Source organism: Streptomyces sp. JN8 (assembly GCF_055808075.1).
This window is the reverse complement of record NZ_CM147852.1, coordinates 4,619,428-4,639,105: the sequence shown is the minus strand read 5'-3', so window position 1 is coordinate 4,639,105 and position 19,678 is coordinate 4,619,428. Positions and strand designations below refer to the sequence as shown.

General features: G+C 72.0%; 19 protein-coding genes. 10 read left to right on the top strand and 9 right to left on the bottom strand.

The window, feature by feature from the left end:
- The first annotated feature begins 141 nt into the window (after nt 1-141).
- A complete protein-coding gene (locus ACY0MR_RS20520) occupies nt 142-1,143 on the top strand; it encodes an ABC transporter ATP-binding protein (protein ID WP_473554592.1) in 1,002 nt (333 codons plus the stop codon).
- Nucleotides 1,144-1,149: 6 nt separating this feature from the next.
- Here the strand turns inward: ACY0MR_RS20520 and ACY0MR_RS20515 are convergent, their stop codons facing one another.
- Nucleotides 1,150-2,262 carry an alpha/beta hydrolase gene (locus ACY0MR_RS20515; protein ID WP_388801396.1) on the bottom strand — a complete coding sequence of 371 codons (1,113 nt, stop codon included), beginning with the start codon at nt 2,260-2,262 and terminating at the stop codon, nt 1,150-1,152.
- Between the two features lie 165 nt (nt 2,263-2,427).
- On the opposite strand from ACY0MR_RS20515, the gene ACY0MR_RS20510 reads away from it, so the two are divergent.
- The 6 genes from ACY0MR_RS20510 to ACY0MR_RS20485 all read left to right on the top strand — a co-directional run bounded on the left by ACY0MR_RS20510 (nt 2,428) and on the right by ACY0MR_RS20485 (nt 7,281).
- Nucleotides 2,428-4,272 (top strand): phosphatidylglycerol lysyltransferase domain-containing protein, encoded by a 1,845-nt coding sequence (locus ACY0MR_RS20510; protein WP_473554590.1) that lies wholly within the window; start codon nt 2,428-2,430, stop codon nt 4,270-4,272.
- 28 nt (nt 4,273-4,300) lie between these two features.
- Nucleotides 4,301-5,161, top strand: a complete 861-nt coding sequence (gene folP / locus ACY0MR_RS20505; RefSeq protein WP_388801402.1) for a dihydropteroate synthase — start codon at nt 4,301-4,303, stop codon at nt 5,159-5,161.
- Nucleotides 5,158-5,634, top strand: coding sequence for a nuclear transport factor 2 family protein (locus ACY0MR_RS20500; protein ID WP_388801405.1), 477 nt, complete (start codon nt 5,158-5,160; stop codon nt 5,632-5,634). The genes folP and ACY0MR_RS20500 overlap by 4 nt, the downstream gene beginning before the upstream one ends.
- Before the next feature lie 144 nt (nt 5,635-5,778).
- Nucleotides 5,779-6,138 (top strand): dihydroneopterin aldolase, encoded by a 360-nt coding sequence (folB, locus tag ACY0MR_RS20495; RefSeq protein WP_015034453.1) that lies wholly within the window; start codon nt 5,779-5,781, stop codon nt 6,136-6,138.
- On the top strand, nt 6,135-6,734 hold the full coding sequence (folK, locus tag ACY0MR_RS20490; RefSeq protein WP_361853721.1) for a 2-amino-4-hydroxy-6-hydroxymethyldihydropteridine diphosphokinase: 600 nt from the start codon (nt 6,135-6,137) through the stop codon (nt 6,732-6,734). Before folB ends, folK begins: the two co-directional genes overlap by 4 nt.
- A 61-nt stretch (nt 6,735-6,795) precedes the next feature.
- The gene (locus tag ACY0MR_RS20485; RefSeq protein ID WP_388801410.1) at nt 6,796-7,281 is read left to right on the top strand and encodes a DUF3180 domain-containing protein; all 486 of its coding nucleotides are present in this window, start codon (nt 6,796-6,798) and stop codon (nt 7,279-7,281) included.
- Nucleotides 7,282-7,308: 27 nt separating this feature from the next.
- On the opposite strand, the gene ACY0MR_RS20480 is transcribed toward ACY0MR_RS20485, so the two are convergent.
- The 7 genes from ACY0MR_RS20480 to dacB all read right to left on the bottom strand — a co-directional run bounded on the left by ACY0MR_RS20480 (nt 7,309) and on the right by dacB (nt 15,403).
- Nucleotides 7,309-7,839 carry an SMI1/KNR4 family protein gene (locus ACY0MR_RS20480; protein ID WP_404085888.1) on the bottom strand — a complete coding sequence of 177 codons (531 nt, stop codon included), beginning with the start codon at nt 7,837-7,839 and terminating at the stop codon, nt 7,309-7,311.
- A gap of 213 nt (nt 7,840-8,052) precedes the next feature.
- Nucleotides 8,053-8,658 carry a GTP cyclohydrolase I FolE gene (gene folE / locus ACY0MR_RS20475; protein ID WP_073907919.1) on the bottom strand — a complete coding sequence of 202 codons (606 nt, stop codon included), beginning with the start codon at nt 8,656-8,658 and terminating at the stop codon, nt 8,053-8,055.
- A 98-nt stretch (nt 8,659-8,756) separates the two neighbouring features.
- Nucleotides 8,757-10,775 (bottom strand): ATP-dependent zinc metalloprotease FtsH, encoded by a 2,019-nt coding sequence (gene ftsH, locus ACY0MR_RS20470; RefSeq protein ID WP_388801416.1) that lies wholly within the window; start codon nt 10,773-10,775, stop codon nt 8,757-8,759.
- A gap of 173 nt (nt 10,776-10,948) precedes the next feature.
- The gene (gene hpt, locus ACY0MR_RS20465; protein WP_043226634.1) at nt 10,949-11,488 is read right to left on the bottom strand and encodes a hypoxanthine phosphoribosyltransferase; all 540 of its coding nucleotides are present in this window, start codon (nt 11,486-11,488) and stop codon (nt 10,949-10,951) included.
- Nucleotides 11,489-11,529: 41 nt separating this feature from the next.
- The gene (tilS, locus tag ACY0MR_RS20460) at nt 11,530-12,549 is read right to left on the bottom strand and encodes a tRNA lysidine(34) synthetase TilS (protein ID WP_388801419.1); all 1,020 of its coding nucleotides are present in this window, start codon (nt 12,547-12,549) and stop codon (nt 11,530-11,532) included.
- Nucleotides 12,550-12,758: 209 nt separating this feature from the next.
- Nucleotides 12,759-13,907 carry a zinc-dependent metalloprotease gene (locus ACY0MR_RS20455; protein WP_388801422.1) on the bottom strand — a complete coding sequence of 383 codons (1,149 nt, stop codon included), beginning with the start codon at nt 13,905-13,907 and terminating at the stop codon, nt 12,759-12,761.
- A 92-nt stretch (nt 13,908-13,999) separates the two neighbouring features.
- Entirely contained in the window at nt 14,000-15,403 is a 1,404-nt protein-coding gene (gene dacB / locus ACY0MR_RS20450; protein WP_392867528.1) for a D-alanyl-D-alanine carboxypeptidase/D-alanyl-D-alanine endopeptidase, read from the bottom strand.
- A 102-nt stretch (nt 15,404-15,505) separates the two neighbouring features.
- On the opposite strand from dacB, the gene ACY0MR_RS20445 reads away from it, so the two are divergent.
- Together ACY0MR_RS20445 and ACY0MR_RS20440 are read left to right on the top strand one after the other, a co-directional pair.
- The gene (locus ACY0MR_RS20445; RefSeq protein WP_024758444.1) at nt 15,506-15,997 is read left to right on the top strand and encodes an inorganic diphosphatase; all 492 of its coding nucleotides are present in this window, start codon (nt 15,506-15,508) and stop codon (nt 15,995-15,997) included.
- A 248-nt stretch (nt 15,998-16,245) separates the two neighbouring features.
- Complete coding sequence (locus ACY0MR_RS20440) at nt 16,246-17,928, top strand: threonine/serine exporter family protein (protein WP_388801430.1); 1,683 nt, start codon at nt 16,246-16,248, stop codon at nt 17,926-17,928.
- Between the two features lie 236 nt (nt 17,929-18,164).
- Here ACY0MR_RS20440 and ACY0MR_RS20435 read toward each other — a convergent pair whose 3' ends face one another.
- The gene (locus ACY0MR_RS20435) at nt 18,165-18,878 is read right to left on the bottom strand and encodes a DedA family protein (RefSeq protein WP_361857406.1); all 714 of its coding nucleotides are present in this window, start codon (nt 18,876-18,878) and stop codon (nt 18,165-18,167) included.
- Between the two features lie 151 nt (nt 18,879-19,029).
- On the opposite strand from ACY0MR_RS20435, the gene ACY0MR_RS20430 reads away from it, so the two are divergent.
- Complete coding sequence (locus ACY0MR_RS20430; RefSeq protein ID WP_148003620.1) at nt 19,030-19,398, top strand: YbjQ family protein; 369 nt, start codon at nt 19,030-19,032, stop codon at nt 19,396-19,398.
- Nucleotides 19,399-19,678: the final 280 nt, after the last annotated feature.

Here is a 19,678-nt window from a genome sequence, read left to right as displayed (position 1 = left end):
GTCCCTCCCCCCGGGTCGCCGATCTTCCGAACGCGTGTCTGACGACCCTAACCCCCGGCACCGACAATCCCCGAGACCCGCCACAATGCGGCAACACGCCCTTCACACACCCCCGGCATCCAGGGGCCAGAATGGGGAACCATGATCCGGTTCGAGCACGTGACCAAGCGGTATCCGGACGGCACGACCGCCGTCGACGACCTCTCGTTCGAGGTGGCGGAGGGCGAACTCGTCACCCTGGTCGGGCCGTCCGGCTGCGGCAAGACGACCACGATGATGATGGTGAACCGGCTCGTCGAGCCGACCGCCGGGCGCGTCCTCGTCGACGGCGAGGACATCGCCGGCGTCGACCCCGTCGGCCTGCGCCGCAAGATCGGCTACGTCATCCAGCAGGTCGGGCTCTTCCCCCACCGCACGGTCCTGGACAACACCGCGACCGTCCCCGCCCTCCTCGGCTGGAAGAAGGCCGCCGCACGCGCGCGTGCCGCCGAACTCCTCGACCTCGTCGGGCTCGACCCGGCCGTCTACGGCTCCCGCTACCCCGCGCAGCTCTCCGGCGGGCAGCGCCAGCGGGTCGGCGTGGCCCGCGCGCTCGCCGCCGACCCGCCGGTCCTCCTCATGGACGAACCCTTCGGCGCCGTCGACCCGGTGGTCCGCGAGCGCCTCCAGAACGAGTTCCTCGCGCTCCAGGCCACCGTCCGCAAGACCGTCCTCCTCGTCACCCACGACATCGAGGAGGCCGTCCGCATGGGCGACCGCATGGCCGTCTACGGACAGGGCCGCATCGAGCAGTTCGACACCCCGGCGACCGTCCTCGGCGCCCCCGCCACCCCGTACGTCGCGGACTTCGTCGGCAGCGACCGCGGGCTCAAGCGGCTCGCCGTCACCCCCGTCACGGAGGCCGACCTCGAACCCGTACCGGCGAAGGCCCCCGCGGCGGCCGGCGGGCCCGGGAGCGCGGACGGCGCCCCCGACCCCGTACCGCTCGGCACCTCCCTCAAGGACGCCCTCGCCGTCCTCCTCCAGCACGACACCGGCCGCCTCACGGTCACCGGCGCGGACGGCCGCCCCCTCGGCGTCCTCACCCCCGAGGGCGTCCACCGCGCCCTGCGCCGCGCGTCGGCCCCCGCCCCGGCCCCCTGAGCGGGCTCAGGTCGCGCTGAGCTTGCCGCTCATCCAGACCAGACCCGGCGGGATCTCGCGGTTCCAGGTGTTGAAGTTGTGGCCGCCGCTCTCCAGCGTGATCGACGAGACCCTCGCCGGGCTCTTCACCCGCTTGACGAACTCCAGCGTGCCCCGCCGGTTGCCCTCGCCCTGCTTCGACGTCGTCACCAGGAACGACGAGGCGCCCGGCGGCCGGTGGTCCAGGCTCCACAGCAGGTCGCCCCGCTTGCGCAGCCGGTCGTCCCCGTGGAACAGGTCGCCGGTCGTCACGTCCTCCGCCGCCCGGTAGTACGCCGAGAAGCCCGCCCCCGCGGCGAACCGGTCGGGGTGGTGCAGCGCGATCTTCAGCGCGCAGTACCCGCCCGTGGAGTTCCCCATGAACCCCCAGTTGCGGGGCTTCGTGCCCACCCGGTACGCCTCCGAGACCGCCTTCGGCAGGTCCTCGGCGAAGAAGGTCTCCGTCTGCGGGCCGCCCGGCACGTCCACGCACTCGGTGTCCCGCGGCGGCGCCACCGTCGGACGCAGCATCACCAGGATCATCGGCTGCATCCGGCCCTCCTTCGCCTGGAGGTACGCCGTCTTCGGGTACTTCAGCCCCTTGATCAGGTTCTCCGCCGTGCCCGGATACCCCGTCAGCACCACCGAGGCCGGGAAGGTGCGCTTCGCGTACGCGGGCTGGAAGTACTCCGGCGGCAGGTACACGTACGCCGGCGAGACGATCCCCGAGCGCTCCCCCGCCACCACGACCTTCTGTATCTGCCCGGCCGTCGCCGGCCGGCCGCCGCCCGGCACGTCGAGCCCCTGCCTCCCCACCACCCGCAGGTCCTTCGAACCGGCCGCGTGGTCGACCACCACGCCCATGTCCTGCTCCTGGCCGAACAGGTCCGCCCACGAGCCGTAGAACAGGAAGGAACGGTTCGCCGCGAGGCCCACCGCGGCGAACAGCGCGACCTGCGTCACCAGCAGCAGCCCTACCCGCCCCACCACCGCACGCCAGCCGCGACGCGCGAGCCGCGGCCACCACCAGACCGTGACGAGGAACAGCACCACGGCGAGCACGACCGCCACCACGAGAACTTTGTTGCTGGTGAGACCCATGGGACGACCGAGCCCTCTTTCCGAGATTTTCCTGTGAACCGATGAACCCGACCCCGTACGGCTCCGTCCTAGAAGGCGCACCAACCGGAACGGCCCGCCCCACGCGCCGCAGGGCCCGACCGGAGTCAAGGACCCTTCGCAGGACCACGGGAAGCACGGGAAGCCATGTCTGTCACAGTAGATGGGGACAAATCAGGATTGGTTCCGGTTCGGGTACGCCGGATTCTCCGCGGCCCCCGCCCCGAGAACGTCCCCGCCCTCGTCGGCACCGCCTGCACCCTGATCGGCCTCATCGACATCGCGGCCGGCGTCTTCCCCCGCTTCCGCGCCAGCCGCATGCACGCCGTCGCCGAAGTCCTCCCCGGCACCCTCGGCCCCCTCTCCGCCGCCCTCTCCCTCAGCGCCGGCGTCCTCCTCCTGCTCCTCGCCCACGGCCTCAAGCGCCACAAACGCCGCGCCTGGCGCGCCGCCGTCGTCCTGCTCCCCCTCGGCGCCACCGCCCAGTTCATCTGGCGCCACTCCGTCCTCGGCGTCCTCCTCTCCCTCGCCCTGCTCGCCCTCCTGCTCCGCCACCGCGGCGAGTTCGCCGCCCTGCCCGACCCCCGCAGCCGCTGGCGCGCCCTCGCCAACTTCGTCGTCATGGGGGCCGGCTCCCTCGCCCTCGGCCTCGTCATCGTCAGCGCCCACCCCCGCCGCGTCATCGGCAGCCCCAGCCTCACCGACCGCCTCGAACACGTCCTGTACGGACTCTTCGGCGTCGAAGGCCCCGTCGGCTACAGCAACGGCGTCGACTGGACCGTCGGCTACTCCCTCGGCGCCCTCGGCATGCTCACCGCACTCACCACCATCTACCTCGCCTTCCGCCCCGAGCACCCCGCCGCCCGCCTCACCGACGAGGACGAGGTCCGCCTGCGCGCCCTCCTCGACCAGCACGGCGGCCGCGACTCCCTCGGCCACTTCGCGCTCCGCCGCGACAAGGGCGTCGTCTTCTCCCCCAGCGGCAAAGCCGCCGTCTGCTACCGCGTCGTCTCCGGCGTCATGCTCGCCAGCGGCGACCCCATCGGCGACGTCGAAGCCTGGCCCGGCGCCATCGAACGCTTCATGGACGAGGCCAAAGCCCACTCCTGGACCCCCGCCGTCATGGGCTGCTCCGAGACCGGCGGCCAGGTCTGGACCCGCGAGACCGGCCTCGACGCCCTCGAACTCGGCGACGAGGCGGTCGTCGACGTCGCGGATTTCTCCCTCTCCGGACGAGCCATGCGCAACGTCCGCCAGATGGTCAAGCGCATCGAACGCAACGGCTACACCACCCGCGTCCGACGCGTCCGTGACCTCGACCCCGACGAGCTCGAAGCCGTCCGCCACGCCGCCGCCGACTGGCGCGGCACCGACACCGAACGCGGCTTCTCCATGGCCCTCGGCCGCATCGGCGCCCCCGGCGACGGCGACGCCGTCATAGCGACCGCCCACAAGACCGACCCCGACGGCACCCCCGACTCCCCCTACGGCGACCTCAAGGCGATCATCCACTTCGTCCCCTGGGGCCCCGACGGCATGTCCCTCGAACTCATGCGCCGCGACCGCTCCGCCGACCCCGGCATGAACGAGCTCCTCATCGTCGCCGCCCTCCAGGCCGCCCCCGCCCTCGGCATCGCCCGCGTGTCCCTCAACTTCGCCATGTTCCGCGCGGCCCTCGCCCGCGGCGAGAAGATCGGCGCCGGCCCCGTCCTGCGCGTCTGGCGCGGCCTCCTCGTCTTCCTCTCCCGCTGGTTCCAGATCGAATCGCTGTACAAGTTCAACGCCAAGTTCCGCCCCCGCTGGGAACCCCGCTTCGTCGTCTACCGCACCAGCCGCGACCTCCCCCGCATCGGCTTCGCCGCCATGCAGGCCGAAGGATTCGTGAACCTCGCACTCCCCCGCCCCTTCACCCGCAGGCGCCCCGCCCCGGCCCCCCGCCCCTGCGCCCACATCGTCCCCACCCCCTCCGAGCGCGAGGTCCGAGCGGCCTGACCCGGCCGCCGGGCCCTACGCTGGACACATGAGTACGACGATCGACCGGGGAACCGTCCGAGGCCTGCCGGAGTGGGACCGCTGCGCGGTCATGGGCGTGGTCAACGTGACCCCCGACTCCTTCTCCGACGGCGGCCGCTGGTTCGACACCACGGCCGCCGTCAAACACGGCCTCGACCTCGTCGCCCAGGGCGCCGACCTCGTCGACGTCGGCGGCGAGTCCACCCGGCCCGGCGCCAGCCGCGTCGACGAGGACGAGGAACTCCGCCGCGTCGTCCCCGTGGTCCGCGGCCTCGCCGCCGAAGGCGTCACCGTCTCCGTCGACACCATGCGCGCCCGCGTCGCCGCCCGCGCCGTCGACGCCGGCGCCGTCCTCGTCAACGACGTCAGCGGTGGCCTCGCCGACCCCGGCATGGTCCCCGCCGTCGCCGCCGCCGAGGTCCCCTTCGTCGTCATGCACTGGCGCGGATTCAGCCAGGACATGAACAGCCTCGCCGTGTACGACGACGTCGTCACCGAGGTCGTCGGCGAACTCCGCACCCGCCTGGAGGCCGTCGTCGACGGCGGCGTCGACCCCGACCGCATCGTCGTCGACCCCGGCCTCGGCTTCGCCAAACTGGCCCCCCACGACCTCGCCCTCGTCGCCCGCCTCCCCGCACTCCGCGCCCTCGGCCGCCCCCTCCTCGTCGCCGCCTCCCGCAAGCGCTTCCTCGGCCACGTCCTCACCCGTGAGGGCTCCGCACCGCCCCCCGCCCGCGAACGCGACGCCGCCACCGCCGCCGTCTCCGCCCTCGCCGCCCACGCGGGCGCCTGGGCCGTCCGCGTCCACGAGGTCCGGGCCACCGCCGACGCCGTACGGGTCGCCCGCGCCGTCGAGGGAGCCGCGTGACCCGCACCCCCGACGAAGCCGCCGTCGAAGCCGCCAACACCGCCTTCTACGAGGCGATGGAGACCGGCGACTTCGAGGGCGTCTCCGCCCTCTGGCTCGACGACGGCGCCACCCCCGTCACCTGCGTCCACCCCGGCTGGCCCGTCCTCACCGGCCGCGGCGAGGTCCTCCGCTCCTACGCCCTGATCATGGCGAACACCGAGTACATCCAGTTCTTCCTCACCGACCTGGAGATCTCCCTCGCCGGCCCCACCGCCGTCGTCACCTGCACCGAGAACATCCTCAGCGGCGGACCCGCCGAGGACGGCGCCGAACTGGGCCCCCTCGTCGGACAGCTCGTCGTCGCCACCAATGTGTTCCGCCACACACCCGAAGGCTGGCGGATCTGGTCCCACCACGCCTCCCCCGTCCTCGCCGACACCACCGACACCGCCGGGACAACGGACGAGGAGCCCGACGGCGACACCCCGTGACCCCTCCGCCACACCCGCCCACCGCGCCGCCCACGCCCCCGCAGGCAAGCCCTGTCGGCCCCCGCAGGTAGATTCGAGACCGGACACCCGGCCGTCCGCACCCGGCTGCGTGCCCACCGAACTACGACAGCAGGAGTGATTCGCGTGGATCGTGTCGCGCTGCGCGGCCTCAAGGCCCGGGGCCACCATGGCGTCTTCCCCAAGGAGCGCGAGGAGGGCCAGACCTTCATCGTGGACCTGGTCCTCGGCCTGGACACCCGCCCGGCGGCCGCCGACGACGACCTGACGAAGACCGTGCACTACGGCGTCGTCGCCGAAGAGGTCGTCGACGTCGTCCAGGGCGAGCCCGTCGACCTCATCGAGACGCTGGCCGAGCGCATCGCCCAGCAATGCCTCAGCCACGCCGGGGTACAAGAGGTGGAGGTCGTCGTCCACAAACCGGACGCGCCCATCACCGTGCCGTTCGACGACGTGACCATCACGATCACCCGGAGCCGACGATGAAGCCGATGCAGAGCGACCCCACCGTCCAGCCCGTACCGGCATCCGTCGTCGCCACCGTCGACGCCGCCGACTCGACGCTGTCCAACCCCCGCTGGGCCGTCGTGGCCCTCGGCTCCAACCTGGGCAACCGCCTGGAGACCCTCCAGGGGGCCGTCGACGCCCTCGCGGACACCCCCGGCCTCCGGGTCAAGGCCGTCTCCCCCGTGTACGAGACGGAGCCCTGGGGCGTCGACCCCGACACCCAGCCCTCGTACTTCAACGCCGTCGCCCTCGTGAAGACGACCCTGCCGCCCTCCTCCCTCCTGGAGCGCGCCCACGCCGTCGAGGAGGCCTTCCACCGCGTCCGCGAGGAGCGCTGGGGCGCCCGCACCATCGACGTCGACATCGTCGCCTACGCGGACGTCGTCTCCGAGGACCCCGTCCTCACCCTCCCGCACCCCCGCGCCCACCAGCGCGCCTTCGTGCTCGCCCCCTGGCACGACGTCGACCCCGAGGCCCAGCTCCCCGGCCACGGCACCGTCGCCGCCCTCCTCACCACCCTCGGCCACGACGGCGTCGCCCGCCGCACCGACCTGGAACTCCGTCTGCCCGAGTAGTCGTTACGCTCGGGGCAGACCGCCCCGCGGATCACGACCGACGACCAGGAGAAGGACACCGGTGAAACAACTGCGGCTGAAGGTGCTCGCCGGACTGTTCCTCGTCGCCGGCATCCTCTCCTGGGGTGCGGCCCGGCTCTGGGACTCGGTCGGCACCCTGCCCAGCGTGCCCATCGCGGCGCCGATCGTCCTGGCCGTGATCGCGGTCGTCCTCACCGCGACGGCCCTGTCGATCCGGGCCCGCCTCAAGGCCCAGCGCGAGCGCCGCCCCGGCGCGAAGGGCGTGGAGCCCCTGATGGCGGCCCGCGCGGTGGTCTTCGGCCAGGCGAGCGCCTTGGTCGCCGCCCTCGTCGCCGGCATGTACGGCGGCACGGGCGTCTTCCTCCTCGGCTCCCTCGACGTCCCCGCCCGCCGCGACCAGGCCCTCTACGCGGCCCTCTCGGTCGCGGCGGGCATCGCCGTCATCGCCGCCGCCCTCTTCCTGGAGCGGGTCTGCAGGCTCCCCGAGGACGACGACGAGAACGGCCCGGGCAAGGCCCGGGTCTAGCTCCCCGACCGGCGGGAACACCCGCGCTCAGCGGCAGAGCGCGTCGATACCCGCCGAGAATCCCGCGAACTCGGCCTGCGCCTCTCCGACGATCTCCCGAGCACCCCGGCGCGGCGTCGTCGCGAACCGCCCGGCCAACTCGGCCAGGTCCGCATCCGGGCGCGGCTCCCGCTCCACGTACAGAGCGGCCTCCATCGGCCCGTAGCCGTCGGCGAGCACCCACAGGAAGTCGGACAGGTTCCCGGCGACGACACCGCGCTCGCCCTCCGACCCCATGAACACCACGGGCTGCTCGGCAAGCGGCTGCCCGGGCCGCACACACCAGACCGCCGCGAGACCCCCAGTCCCGTCCTGCCCGAAGACCCGGAAGGCGTCCCCGTCGAGCGCGTGGTTGCCGGTCCAGTGCCGGAGCCAGTCGGTGGTCTCCTCGGCGGAGTCGAAGGCGCTGTACGGCTCGAAGTCGACGCCCTCGCCCTCGTCGCCGTAGTCGAACTCGATCCGGGCGACGGCGGCCAACGCGTCAGGAAAGCGGCGGTCGCCGCCGAACGTCTCGATCATGGCCGCAGGCTAGCCGCCCCCACTGACACCACCGGGCGCCGGCCCTTCACCGGGGCCCTACTCGTACCCGGGCCTGATCGTCAGCCGCTCCCGGCACAGCTTCCGCGCGTACGTCCATCTTGCCGGTCAGCCCGTACCCCATACCGGTCCCCCTTGATCAGCGATCCACTCCACTGATCGGGGACGGTATGGAGCAAGGGGGACAGCCCGCTACTAACGGGCCAATATCAGGGACATGGCCTCAGCACGGGTAGTAGCGTCACGAAGTTGACCACGTACCGCCGAGGTCGTCGTCTTGGCGCCGGGCTTGCGGATGCCTCGTACCGACATGCACATGTGCTCGGCCTCGATCACGACGATCGCGCCGCGCGCCTCGAGAATCCGCATCAGCGAATCGGCGATCTGCGTCGTCAGACGCTCCTGGACCTGCGGGCGCCGTGCGAAGACGTCGACCAGCCGCGCCAGCTTCGACAGGCCCGTGATCTTGCCGGTCTCCGCCGGTATGTAGCCCACATGGGCCACGCCGTGGAACGGGAGCAAATGATGTTCGCAGAAGCTAACGAGTTCGATGTCCTTCACGAGCACCATTTCGTCGTGCCCGAGATCGAAAGTCGTGGTCAGGACATCCTCGGGCTCCTGGCGCATCCCGGCCAGCAGTTCGCGATACGCGCGCGCAACGCGTGCAGGCGTCTTCTGCAGCCCCTCGCGGTCCGGGTCCTCGCCGACCGCGATGAGGAGCTCGCGTACGGCCGCCTCGGCGCGCTTCTCGTCGAACTCGCCGATCGTGCCCTCGCCGTCCAGCGTCACCGGGTCGGTCATCTCTGTGCCTCGTTCCGTCTGACTGATGTGCGCGAAATGCCGCGCCCCCACAGGCTAAAACCTGTGGGGGCGCGGCAGCCATTCCGGATCCGGAGGGGTCAGTCCTCCGGGTTGTCCACGGGGGCGATCTCGATGCCCTTCGTGGTGTCGACCGCGGGGGCCGCCGAGCCGTTCGCCGTGTTCGTCAGGGCGAGCTCCTTGGGGGAGAGCACCGGCGGACGCGTGGACGGGGTACGGCGGGAGGAGCCGGTCCAGGCCGGGCGGGCCGGGCGCTTGACGATGGGGGTGAAGATCTCGGCGATCTCCTCCTTGCCCAGCGTCTCCTTCTCCAGGAGGGCGAGGACCAGGTTGTCGAGGACGTCGCGGTTCTCGACGAGGATCTCCCAGGCCTCGTTGTGCGCGGTCTCGATGAGCTTCTTGACCTCTTCGTCGACCAGCGCCGCGACCTCTTCCGAGTAGTCGCGCTGGTGCGCCATCTCGCGGCCGAGGAAGGGCTCGGTGTTGTCCCCACCGAACTTGATCGCGCCGAGGCGCTCGGTCATGCCGTACTGGGTGACCATCGCGCGGGCCGTGGCGGTGGCCTTCTCGATGTCGTTGGCGGCGCCGGTGGTCGGGTCGTGGAAGACCAGCTCCTCCGCCGCACGGCCGCCCAGCATGTAGGCCAGCTGGTCGAGCATCTCGTTGCGCGTGGTCGAGTACTTGTCCTCGTCCGGCAGGACCATCGTGTAGCCCAGGGCGCGGCCGCGGGACAGGATGGTGATCTTGTGGACGGGGTCGGAGTTCGGCGAGGCCGCCGCGACGAGGGCGTGGCCGCCCTCGTGGTACGCGGTGATCTTCTTCTCCTTGTCCGACATGATCCGGGTCCGCTTCTGCGGGCCCGCGACCACTCGGTCGATCGCCTCGTCCAGTGCCGCGTTGTCGATCAGCTTCTGGTCGCTGCGGGCGGTGAGGAGCGCCGCCTCGTTGAGGACGTTGGAGAGGTCCGCGCCGGTGAAGCCGGGGGTGCGTCGGGCGACGGCGCCGAGGTCGACGTCCGGTGCGACCGGCTTGCCCTTCTGGTGGACCTTGAGGATCTCCAGTCGGCCCTGCATGTCGGGGCGGTCGACGGCGATCTGCCGGTCGAAGCGTCCGGGGCGCAGGAGCGCGGGGTCGAGGATGTCCGGCCGGTTGGTGGCGGCGATCAGGATGACGCCGCCCTTGACGTCGAAGCCGTCCATCTCGACGAGGAGCTGGTTGAGCGTCTGCTCGCGCTCGTCGTGACCGCCGCCGAGGCCGGCGCCGCGGTGGCGTCCGACGGCGTCGATCTCGTCGACGAAGACGATGGCCGGCGCGTTGGCCTTGGCCTGCTCGAAGAGGTCGCGGACCCGGGAGGCGCCGACGCCGACGAACATCTCGACGAAGTCGGAGCCGGAGATCGAGTAGAACGGGACCCCGGCCTCGCCGGCGACGGCGCGCGCGAGGAGCGTCTTGCCGGTTCCGGGGGGGCCGTAGAGCAGGACGCCCTTGGGGATCTTGGCGCCGACGGCCTGGAACTTGGCCGGCTCCTGGAGGAACTCCTTGATCTCGTGGAGTTCCTCGACGGCCTCGTCCGAGCCCGCGACGTCGGCGAAGGTGGTCTTCGGCGTGTCCTTGGTGATGAGCTTGGCCTTGGACTTCCCGAACTGCATGACGCGGGAGCCGCCGCCCTGCATCTGGTTCATCAGGAAGAGGAAGACGACCACGATGAGGACGAAGGGGAGGAGGGAGAGCAGGATCGAGACGAAGGGCGACTGCTTCGTCGGGGAGACGGTGTAGCCCTTCTCGATCTGCCCGGCCTCGAACTTCTCCTGCAGCTTGTCGGCCAGGTCGGCGCCCTGGGTGCCGATGTAGCTGGCCTGGACCTTGCTGCTGTTGTCGATCTTCTGGCCGTCGACGAGCTCGATCTTGACGATCTGCTCGTCACCGGTGGTGATCTTTGCCTGCTTGACCTGGTTCTTGTCGATCGCCTGGACGACCTTGCCGGTGTCCACCGTCTTGTAGCCCTCGGACGAGCCGACGACCTGCATCAGCACGACCACGGCGAGGACGGCCAGCACGATCCACATGACCGGCCCACGGAAGTATCGCTTCACGTCCATCCATACGGAGCGAGATCGCTCCGTCCCTCCTGCCCGTAGGAAAATGCTGCTGTGGGAGCTGCTAGGTGAAAAAGCTGTTCTTCGGACGGTACCTCAGCATCGTCGCCCGCGACCGCCTTCCCGTGGTTCAACGGGGGGGAAGGCGGTGCGGGTTCCCCGAACGGCCCTGGCGTTCAGCCGCCGTAGACGTGCGGGGCGAGCGTGCCGACGAACGGAAGGTTCCGGTACTTCTCGGCGTAGTCGAGGCCGTAGCCGACGACGAACTCGTTGGGGATGTCGAAACCGATCCACTTGACGTCGATCGCGACCTTGGCGGCCTCGGGCTTGCGCAGGAGCGTGCAGACCTCCAGGGAGGCGGGCTCGCGCGAGCCGAGGTTCGACAGGAGCCAGGACAGGGTCAGGCCGGAGTCGATGATGTCCTCGACGATCAGGACGTGCTTGCCCTTGATGTCGGTGTCGAGGTCCTTGAGGATCCTGACGACGCCGGAGGACTGGGTGCCCGCGCCGTACGAGGACACGGCCATCCAGTCCATGGTGACGGGGGTGGACAGGGCGCGAGCCAGGTCCGCCATCACCATCACGGCGCCCTTGAGGACGCCGACGATGAGCAGGTCCTTGCCCGCGTACTCCGCGTCGATCTTCGCGGCCAGCTCTGCCAGCTTGGCGTCGATCTCTTGCTTGGTGATGAGCACCGACTGGAGGTCGGTGCCCATGTCCTTCTCGTTCACCCGGGTCACTTTCGTTGCAGCGTGCGTCAGCCTTGCCGGATGACCAGTCTGCCACCCTGGCGGCGGGCTTCGACGCGGCCGGGCAGGTTGATGGCCCCCTGGCCGCGCCAGCCGGTGATGAGCCGGTCGACTTCCTCGATGTGGCGGGCGAAGAGCGAGCCGGCGGGCGCGCCCTCGGCGATGACGGCGCGGCGCAGGACGCGGCGGCGTACGGCGGGGGGCAGGCCGTGGAGTTTGGCGCATTCCAGGGCGCCCGCCTCGTCGCGCACGCGGGTCTCGGCGTCGGCGGCCCAGGTGTCGAGGGCGTCGGCGTCGTCGCGGGAGAGCTGGGCCGTTCGGGCGAGGGCTTCGACGACGCCCTTGCCGAGGGCCTTCTCGAGGGCGGGGAGGCCTTCGTGGCGGAGCCTGGAGCGGGTGTAGGCGGGGTCGCTGTTGTGGGGGTCGTCCCAGACGGCGAGTTCCTGTGCGACGCAGGCCTTGCGGACGGTCTGGCGGTCGAGCTGGAGGAAGGGGCGGCGGTAGCGGCCGGAGGCGCCGGAGATGGCGGCCATGCCGGAGAGCGAGCGGATGCCGGAGCCTCGGGCGAGCCCGAGCAGGACGGTTTCCGCTTGGTCGTCGCGGGTGTGGCCGAGCAGGATCGCGGCGGCTCCGTGGCGCTCCGCGGCGTCGTCGAGGGCCGCGTACCGCGCGTCGCGTGCGGCGGCCTCGGGGCCTCCTTCGCGGCCGACGGTGACGGCGACGGCCTCGGAGGGGGTGAGGCCGAGGGCGGTCATGCGTCCGACGACTTCGTCCGCGCGGGTGGCGGAGCCGTCCTGGAGTCCGTGGTCGACGGTGATGCCGCCGGCGCGGACGGGGAGTTTGCGGGCCTCGAAGGCGAGGGCGGAGGCGAGCGCCATGGAGTCGGCGCCTCCGGAGCAGGCGACGAGCACGAGGGGGGTGTGTGCGTCGCGTGCGGGGGCGGGGTCGGTCTGGTGCTCGGTGAGGACGTCGTGGAGTACGCGGCGGACCGCCAGGCGTATCGCCGCGACCGCAGGATGGGGACCCATGTCCGGTGCCCTTCGTGAATGGGGTTGGGGTGCCTCGGTCGGAGTCTTAACGGTCGGAAAGGGGGGTTCGGTCACTCAGAGTGCGTCGATGGTGACAGAAACCCGGCCGTTACCCGAGCATTGCACGCCTCACCCTTGGTCCAGGGTCCCTCGGATGGGTGATTGGCCGGGCGTTCCGACGTGTTCCTGCGTCGTGTGCCGCTCCAGTCTCACGAGTCTGCCTTACGGTGCACCCTCGCGATCCAGTCGGCGGGTGCGGCGATCTCGCTCTTGGTGGGGAGTGTGTTGGGGGAGGTCCAGACGCGGTTGAAGCCGTCCATGCCGACCTGGTCGACGACGGCGCGGACGAAGCGCTCTCCGTCGCGGTACTGGCGGAGCTTGGCGTCGAGGCCGAGGAGCTTGCGCAGGGCGAGGTCGAGGCGGGAGGCGCCGCGGGCGCGGCGCTGCTGGAACTTCTCGCGGATCTCGGCGACGGAGGGCACGACCTGGGGTCCGACCCCGTCCATGACGTAGTCGGCGTGTCCTTCGAGGAGGGACATGACGGCGGTGAGGCGGCCGAGGATCTCGCGCTGCTCGGGGGTCTGGACGAGTTCGACGAGGGAGGGGGCGGGTTCGCCCTCCTCGCCCTCGGGGCGTCCGCCGGCGAGGGTCTGGGCGGCCTCGCGGAGGCGTTCGACGACGGTGCCGGGGTCGACGTCGGTGGCGGCGAGGAACGACTGGATTTCGCCCTGGAGGTGGTCGCGGAGCCAGGGGACGGCGGTGAACTGGGTGCGGTGGGTCTCCTCGTGGAGGCAGACCCAGAGCCGGAAGTCGTGCGGGGAGACGTCGAGTTCCCGTTCGACGTGGACGATGTTGGGGGCGACCAGGAGGAGGCGTCCGCCGCCGTTGGCGCCGGCGGGGAGGTCGCGGGTGGCGGGGGCGAAGGTCTCGTACTGGCCGAGGATGCGGGAGGCGAGGAAGGACAGCAGCATGCCGAGTTCGACGCCGGTGACCTTGCCGCCGACGGCGCCGAGGACGGCGTTGCCGGGGGTGGTGGAGCGGCGGTCCTGCATCTTCCCGAGGAGGGGGGTGAGGAGTTCGCGGAAGCCGGCGACGTTGGCCTTGATCCAGCCCGCCCGGTCGACGACGAGGACGGGCGTGTCGGCGATGCCGGCGGGGTCGGTGCCCTCGGGGAACATCCGGGTGTAGGCGCGGACGTGTTCCTCGGAGGCCTTGGCGTGCCTGCGGAGTTCGGCGACGACCTCGCGGGCCTCGTCGCGTCCGACGTCGGGTCCGGGCCGCACGAGGCGGGTCGCGGTCGCGACCGCGAGGTTCCAGTCGACCATCCCTGATGTGCCTGCGCCACCGATGCTCGTCATGCGTCAACCGTACGGTCTCGAAGCCTGTTCGGGGTGGGTTCGGGACGGCTTCGGTGCGGGTCGGGCGGGGGCCGCGCGGGGGCGGGGGACGGTCAGTCCCGTGCGGCGAGGGCGGCGGAGAGCCGGTCGAGGGCGGGCTGCGCCTCGTAGGGGGAGGGGGTGCCGCCGGCGAGGAACGCGAAGGCGAGGAGGCGTCCGTCGGCGGTGACGACGGTTCCGGCGAGGGTGTTGACGCCGGTGAGGGTTCCGGTCTTGGCGCGGACGAGTCCGGCGCCCTCGGTGGCGGGCGCGGTGTCGAAGCGGCCGGCGAGGGTGCCGGTGAAGCCGCCGACGGGCAGTCCGGTGAGGAGGGGGCGCAGGGCGGGGCGGGCCGGGTCGGCCGCGCGGGTGAGGAGTCCGGTGAGGAGGGCGGCGGAGACGCGGTCGCGGCGGTCGAGTCCGCTGCCGTCGGCGAAGCGTGCTCCGGTGACGGGGAGGCCGAGGCGGGCGAGTTCCTCGCGGACGGCCGTGGCGGCGCCGTCGAAGCCGGCGGGCTTCTTGCGTGCGAGGGCGGTCTGGCGGGCGAGGGCCTCGGCGAGGTCGTTGTCGCTGTGGGTGAGGGTGCGCTCGACGAGGTCCGCGAGGGGGGCGGAGAGGGTGCGGGCGAGGGGGGCGGTCTCGGGGGTGCGGCCGGGGGCGGGGGTGCCGGTGACCTTGACGCCCGCGCGGGTGAGGAGGTCGGCGAAGGCGGCGGCGGTGTCGCCGGCGGGGTCGGCGGTGCGGGGGGCGGGACCGCTGTCGCTGCCGTCGAGGCGTCCTTCGTCGGTCATGAGGGCGACGACGGGGGCGATGTTCTCGTTGGGGCCGATGGGGTGGATGGCGGGGCCCTGGTAGAGGTGCGTGTCGTAGGTGAGGCGTACGGAGGTGTGGCCGCGGGCGGTGAGGGCGCGGGCGGTGGCGGTGGCGAGGGCCGTGAGGCGGGGCCGGTCGAGGGTGGGGTCGCCGCCGCCGGTGAGGGTGACGGTGCGGCCGTCGGGGGTGGCGGTGGCCGTGGTGGCGATGCGGTGGTCGGGGCCGAGGGCGGAGAGCGCGGCGGCCGCGGTGGCGATCTTGACGGTGGAGGCGGGGGTCATGGGGGTGGCGGCGCCCGCGCCGTAGAGCTGCTTGCCGGTGGCGGTGTCGACGACGGAGGCGGTGCGCAGCGGGCCGAGGCCGGGGTCGGCGAGGAGGGGGCCGAGGCGGGCGGCGAGGTCCGCGGGGGGTGCGGCGGGGGCCGGGGCGTGCAGGGCGGCGAGGACGCCGGGGGCGCTGGGGGCCGGGGCGGGGCGGCGGGGCGGGGCGGGTGCGGGGGCGGGGGCGTGATGTGCGCCACCCGCCGCCGGGGCGGCGGCGCGGGCCCGCTCCGCCGTACGCTGGCCCGAGTCCCACGGACCGGCTGCTGCCACCGCCACGGCGGCCAGGGCCAGTCCGAGGGCGGCGGAGCCCGCCGTGAGCTGCCACATCCTCGGCTCGGGCATTGCTGACCAGCCCCTTTCGCGATCACACACGTGCGTGAGGGACACTTAATCACCGCGCGTCGTCGCGAGCATTCACTTGTGTTGATTCAGGAGGAGCCACCCGTGGAGTTCGACGTTCTCATCGAGATCCCCAAGGGATCGCGTAACAAGTACGAGGTCGACCACGAGACGGGTCGCATCCGTCTGGACCGTCGTCTGTTCACGTCGACGGCCTACCCGACCGACTACGGCTACGTCGAGAACACCCTGGGTGAGGACGGCGACCCGCTGGACGCGCTCGTCATCCTCGACGAGCCCACCTTCCCGGGCTGCCTGATCAAGTGCCGCGCGATCGGCATGTTCCGCATGACGGACGAGGCCGGCGGCGACGACAAGCTGCTGTGCGTGCCGGCGACGGACCCGCGCATGGAGCACCTGCGGGACATCCACCACGTGGCCGAGTTCGACCGCCTGGAGATCCAGCACTTCTTCGAGGTCTACAAGGACCTGGAGCCGGGCAAGTCGGTCGAGGGCGCGGACTGGGTCGGTCGCGCCGAGGCCGAGGAAGAGATCGAGAAGTCGTACGCGCGGGCCAAGGAGCAGGGCGGCCACTGAGCCGGTCGCCCAGCCGGGCACGGGCCGGTCGCCGGGCCGGTGGCAAGCCGGGCACGAGCCGGTCGTTGGGCCGGTGACGAGCCGGTCGCCGGGCCGGTGACGAGCCGGCCGCTGAGCCCGTCTCCGGCCGAACCGGTCCTGTAGTGAACGCGTGAAGGCGGTGCACCCCTTGGGTGCACCGCCTTTCGCACATCCGCCGCACACTCATACTGGAATCCAAGATTCCCGGAGAAGGCGAGGCGGACAGAGTGGTGGCGGAGCCGGACGGCTCGAAGAACGGTGCGCGGAGGGTCGCCGAGGGGGCCCCTGAGGACCGGAAACCGCAGTCGGACGAGGCACGGAGCGCGTTCGTGCCACCGGCGGGGGTGGAACAGCCCGCCCCGCCGGAGGAGGAGCATCCGACCTCCGAGTTCGCCCTCCCCTCGGGCTTGTCGCCGGAGCCGCCGGCGGAGCAGGAGGGTTCCGCGTTCGCCACGCCGGCCACCTATTCGGCGAAGAACTCGCCGCCGGCCTTCACCCCGGCGTACGGGGTGCCCCTGGTGCGGTTGTCGCAGGACGCGCCGTGGCAGGACCGGATGCGGACCATGCTGCGGCTGCCGGTGGGTGAGCGGCCGGTCCCCGACGCGGCCCGCAAGGAGGACGAGAGCGGTCCCTCGGTGCCGCGCGTGCTCGACCTGACGCTGCGTATCGGCGAGCTGTTGCTGGCGGGCGGGGAGGGCGCGGAGGACGTCGAGGCGGCGATGTTCGCGATCTGCCGCTCGTACGGTCTGGACCGGGTCGAGCCGACGGTGACGTTCACCCTGTTGTCCGTCACGTACCAGCCGTCGCTGGTGGACGACCCGATCACGGCGAACCGGACGGTACGGCGCCGGGGCACGGACTACACGCGGCTGGCGGCGGTGTACACGCTGCTCGCGGACATCAACGCGCAGGCGCACGAGGTGACGCCCGAGGAGGCGTACAGGCGGCTCGCGGAGATACGGCGCAACCGGCACCCGTACCCGGGCTGGGTGCTGACGGGTGCGGCGGGCGTGCTCGCGGGCGCGGCGTCGGTGCTGCTGGGCGGTGGTCCGACGGTGTTCTTCGTGGCGGCGCTGGGCGCGGTGCTCGGCGACCGGCTCGCGTGGCTGTTCGCGGGGCGCGGCATGCCGGAGTTCTACCAGTTCCTGGTGGCGGCGATGCCGCCGGCGGCGATGGGCGTGCTGCTGACGATGCTGCACGCGGACCTGAAGCCGTCGGCGGTGATCACCGGTGGCCTGTTCGCGCTGATCCCGGGGCGGGCGCTGGTGGCGGCCGTGCAGGACGGTCTGACCGGTTTCTACATCACGGCCTCGGCCCGGCTCCTGGAGGTCGCCTACTTCTTCGTCGCGATCGTGGTCGGCGTGCTGTCGGTGCTGTACGTGGCCGTGCAGTTCGACGCGCAGCTGAACCCCGAGGGGGTGCTGCAGGCGGAGGAGCGACCGGTGACGCAGATCCTGGCGTCGATGGTGCTGTGCGCGACGTTCGCGGTCCTGCTGCAGCAGTCGCGGGCGACGGTGCTGTTCGCGACGCTGAACGGCGGTGTGGCGTGGGTGATCTACGCGTCGATAGCGGTGACCGCGGACGGGTCGACGGTGATGGCGACGGCGGTGGCGGCCGGTCTGGTGGGCCTGTTCGGGCAGCTGATCGCCCGCTACGAGCACACCTCGTCGCTGCCGTACGTGACGGCGGCGATCGGTCCGCTGCTGCCCGGTTCGGCGACGTACTTCGGGGTGCTGGCGATCGCCCAGAACAACCTGGACCAGGGGTTCGCGTCCCTGGCGAAGGCGGCGGCGCTGGCCCTGGCGATCGCGATCGGGGTGAACCTGGGAGGCGAGCTGGCGCGTCTCTTCATGCAGGCTCCGGCCACGGCCGCGGCCCGTCGGGCGGCCAAGCGGACCAGGGGCTTCTAGGGTCCGGGGCGGTGGCGGGTCCGGGGCGGCGGTCCGGGGTGGCGACGGTCCCTGGGCCGCGGGTCCGGGGCGGTGGCGGGTCCGGGGTGGCGACGGTCCCTGGGCCGCGGGTCCGGGCCGTTGGCGGGTCCGGGCCGGCGGCGGGTGCTCCGTTGCGCGGGCCGGGCTTCCGGACAGAGGAAGGGCCCCGCACCTCGTGCGGGGCCCTTCTTTCGTCCGGTCGGTGCGGTCCCGGGTCAGCGCTTGGCGTGCCGGCCGCGGGGCGGGTTGGGGGTGCCGGGGGCGTCGTGGTCACCGGGGCTGCCCTGCTCGCCCGCGGCCTGGCTCTTCTTCGACTGGGAGCGGGCCCGGAGGAACTCGATCACGATCGGGACCACCGAGATCAGGACGATGCCGACGAGGATCATCTCGATGTGCTCGTGCACGAAGTCGATCTTGCCGAGGGAGGCGCCGAGCAGGGTCACACCGGCGCCCCAGAGCACGCCGCCGATGATGTTGAACGTGATGAACGAGCGGTAGTTCATCCGGCTGACGCCGGCGATGATCGGCGTGAACGTCCGGACGATGGGCACGAAACGGGCCAGGACCAGGGACTTCGGGCCGTGCTTCTCGAAGAACTCGTGCGCCTTGGTGACGTTCTCCTGCTTGAAGAGCTTGGAGTCCGGCCGGGTGAAGAGCGCCGGGCCCACCTTGCGGCCGAAGAGGTAGCCGACCTGGTCTCCTATGATCGCGGCGGCCACGATCAGCGTGCACACCAGCCAGAGCGGGGTGTCGAGCTTCCCTGTGGTCACGAGGAGGCCGGTGGTGAAGAGCAGCGAGTCGCCGGGGAGGAAGAACCCGATGAGGAGTCCGGACTCGGCGAAGACGATGACGAGGACACCGATCAGACCGAACTCTCCGATCAGATAGTCCGGGTCCAACCAGCTCGGTCCGAGGGCAAGCGTGTTCACGGGTTCCGGGCTCCTGCGATCGGTGGGGGCATGGGGGACGGCTGGCCCCAAGCTATCAACGCGGGTCGGACGCGGCCGGTTCCACCCGGGGCCCACGGGATGCGAAGAAGTCCCGCGCCCCCGAGGCTGGGGGGCCAGGAGGTGTATGCCGATGGGCATCGAGGAGTACGGAGGCGGCCAGGGGTCGCACCCCGACGTACTGGTCGTGACGACGAACGACGTGCCGGGTTTCGAGGTGCGTCAGGTGATCGGTGAGGTCTTCGGGCTCACCGTCCGCTCCCGCCATCTGGGCAGCCAGATCGGTGCGGGGCTCAAGTCGATGGTCGGCGGGGAGCTGAAGGGTCTGACGAAGACCCTCGTGCAGACCCGCAACCAGGCCATGGAGCGGCTGGTCGAGCAGGCGCGGGCGCGGGGCGCCAACGCGGTGCTGATGTTCCGCTTCGACGTGACGGACGCGGCGGACGTGGGCACGGAGGTCTGCGCGTACGGCACGGCGGTGGTCATCGCCCCGCGCGGCTGAGCCCCGCGGCCGGGGCCGCGCCGGAACCCCCCGGCCGGCCCCGCGGGGGCGGCCGGGCCCGGCTGGGTCCGCGCCGGGCGCACGGGCGTGGACACACCATCCGGAGTACGCCGGTCCGACCGGAGGCGCGGGCGGCTCCACCGGCGTACGCGCCTCCGGTCATCGACGCGGGCGCCCCGACCGGCCCACGCCCCTCCAGTCATCGGCGCGGGCACCCCGACCGGCCTACCCGCCTCCGGCCATCGGCGCGGGCACCCCGACCGGCCTACCCGCCTCCGGC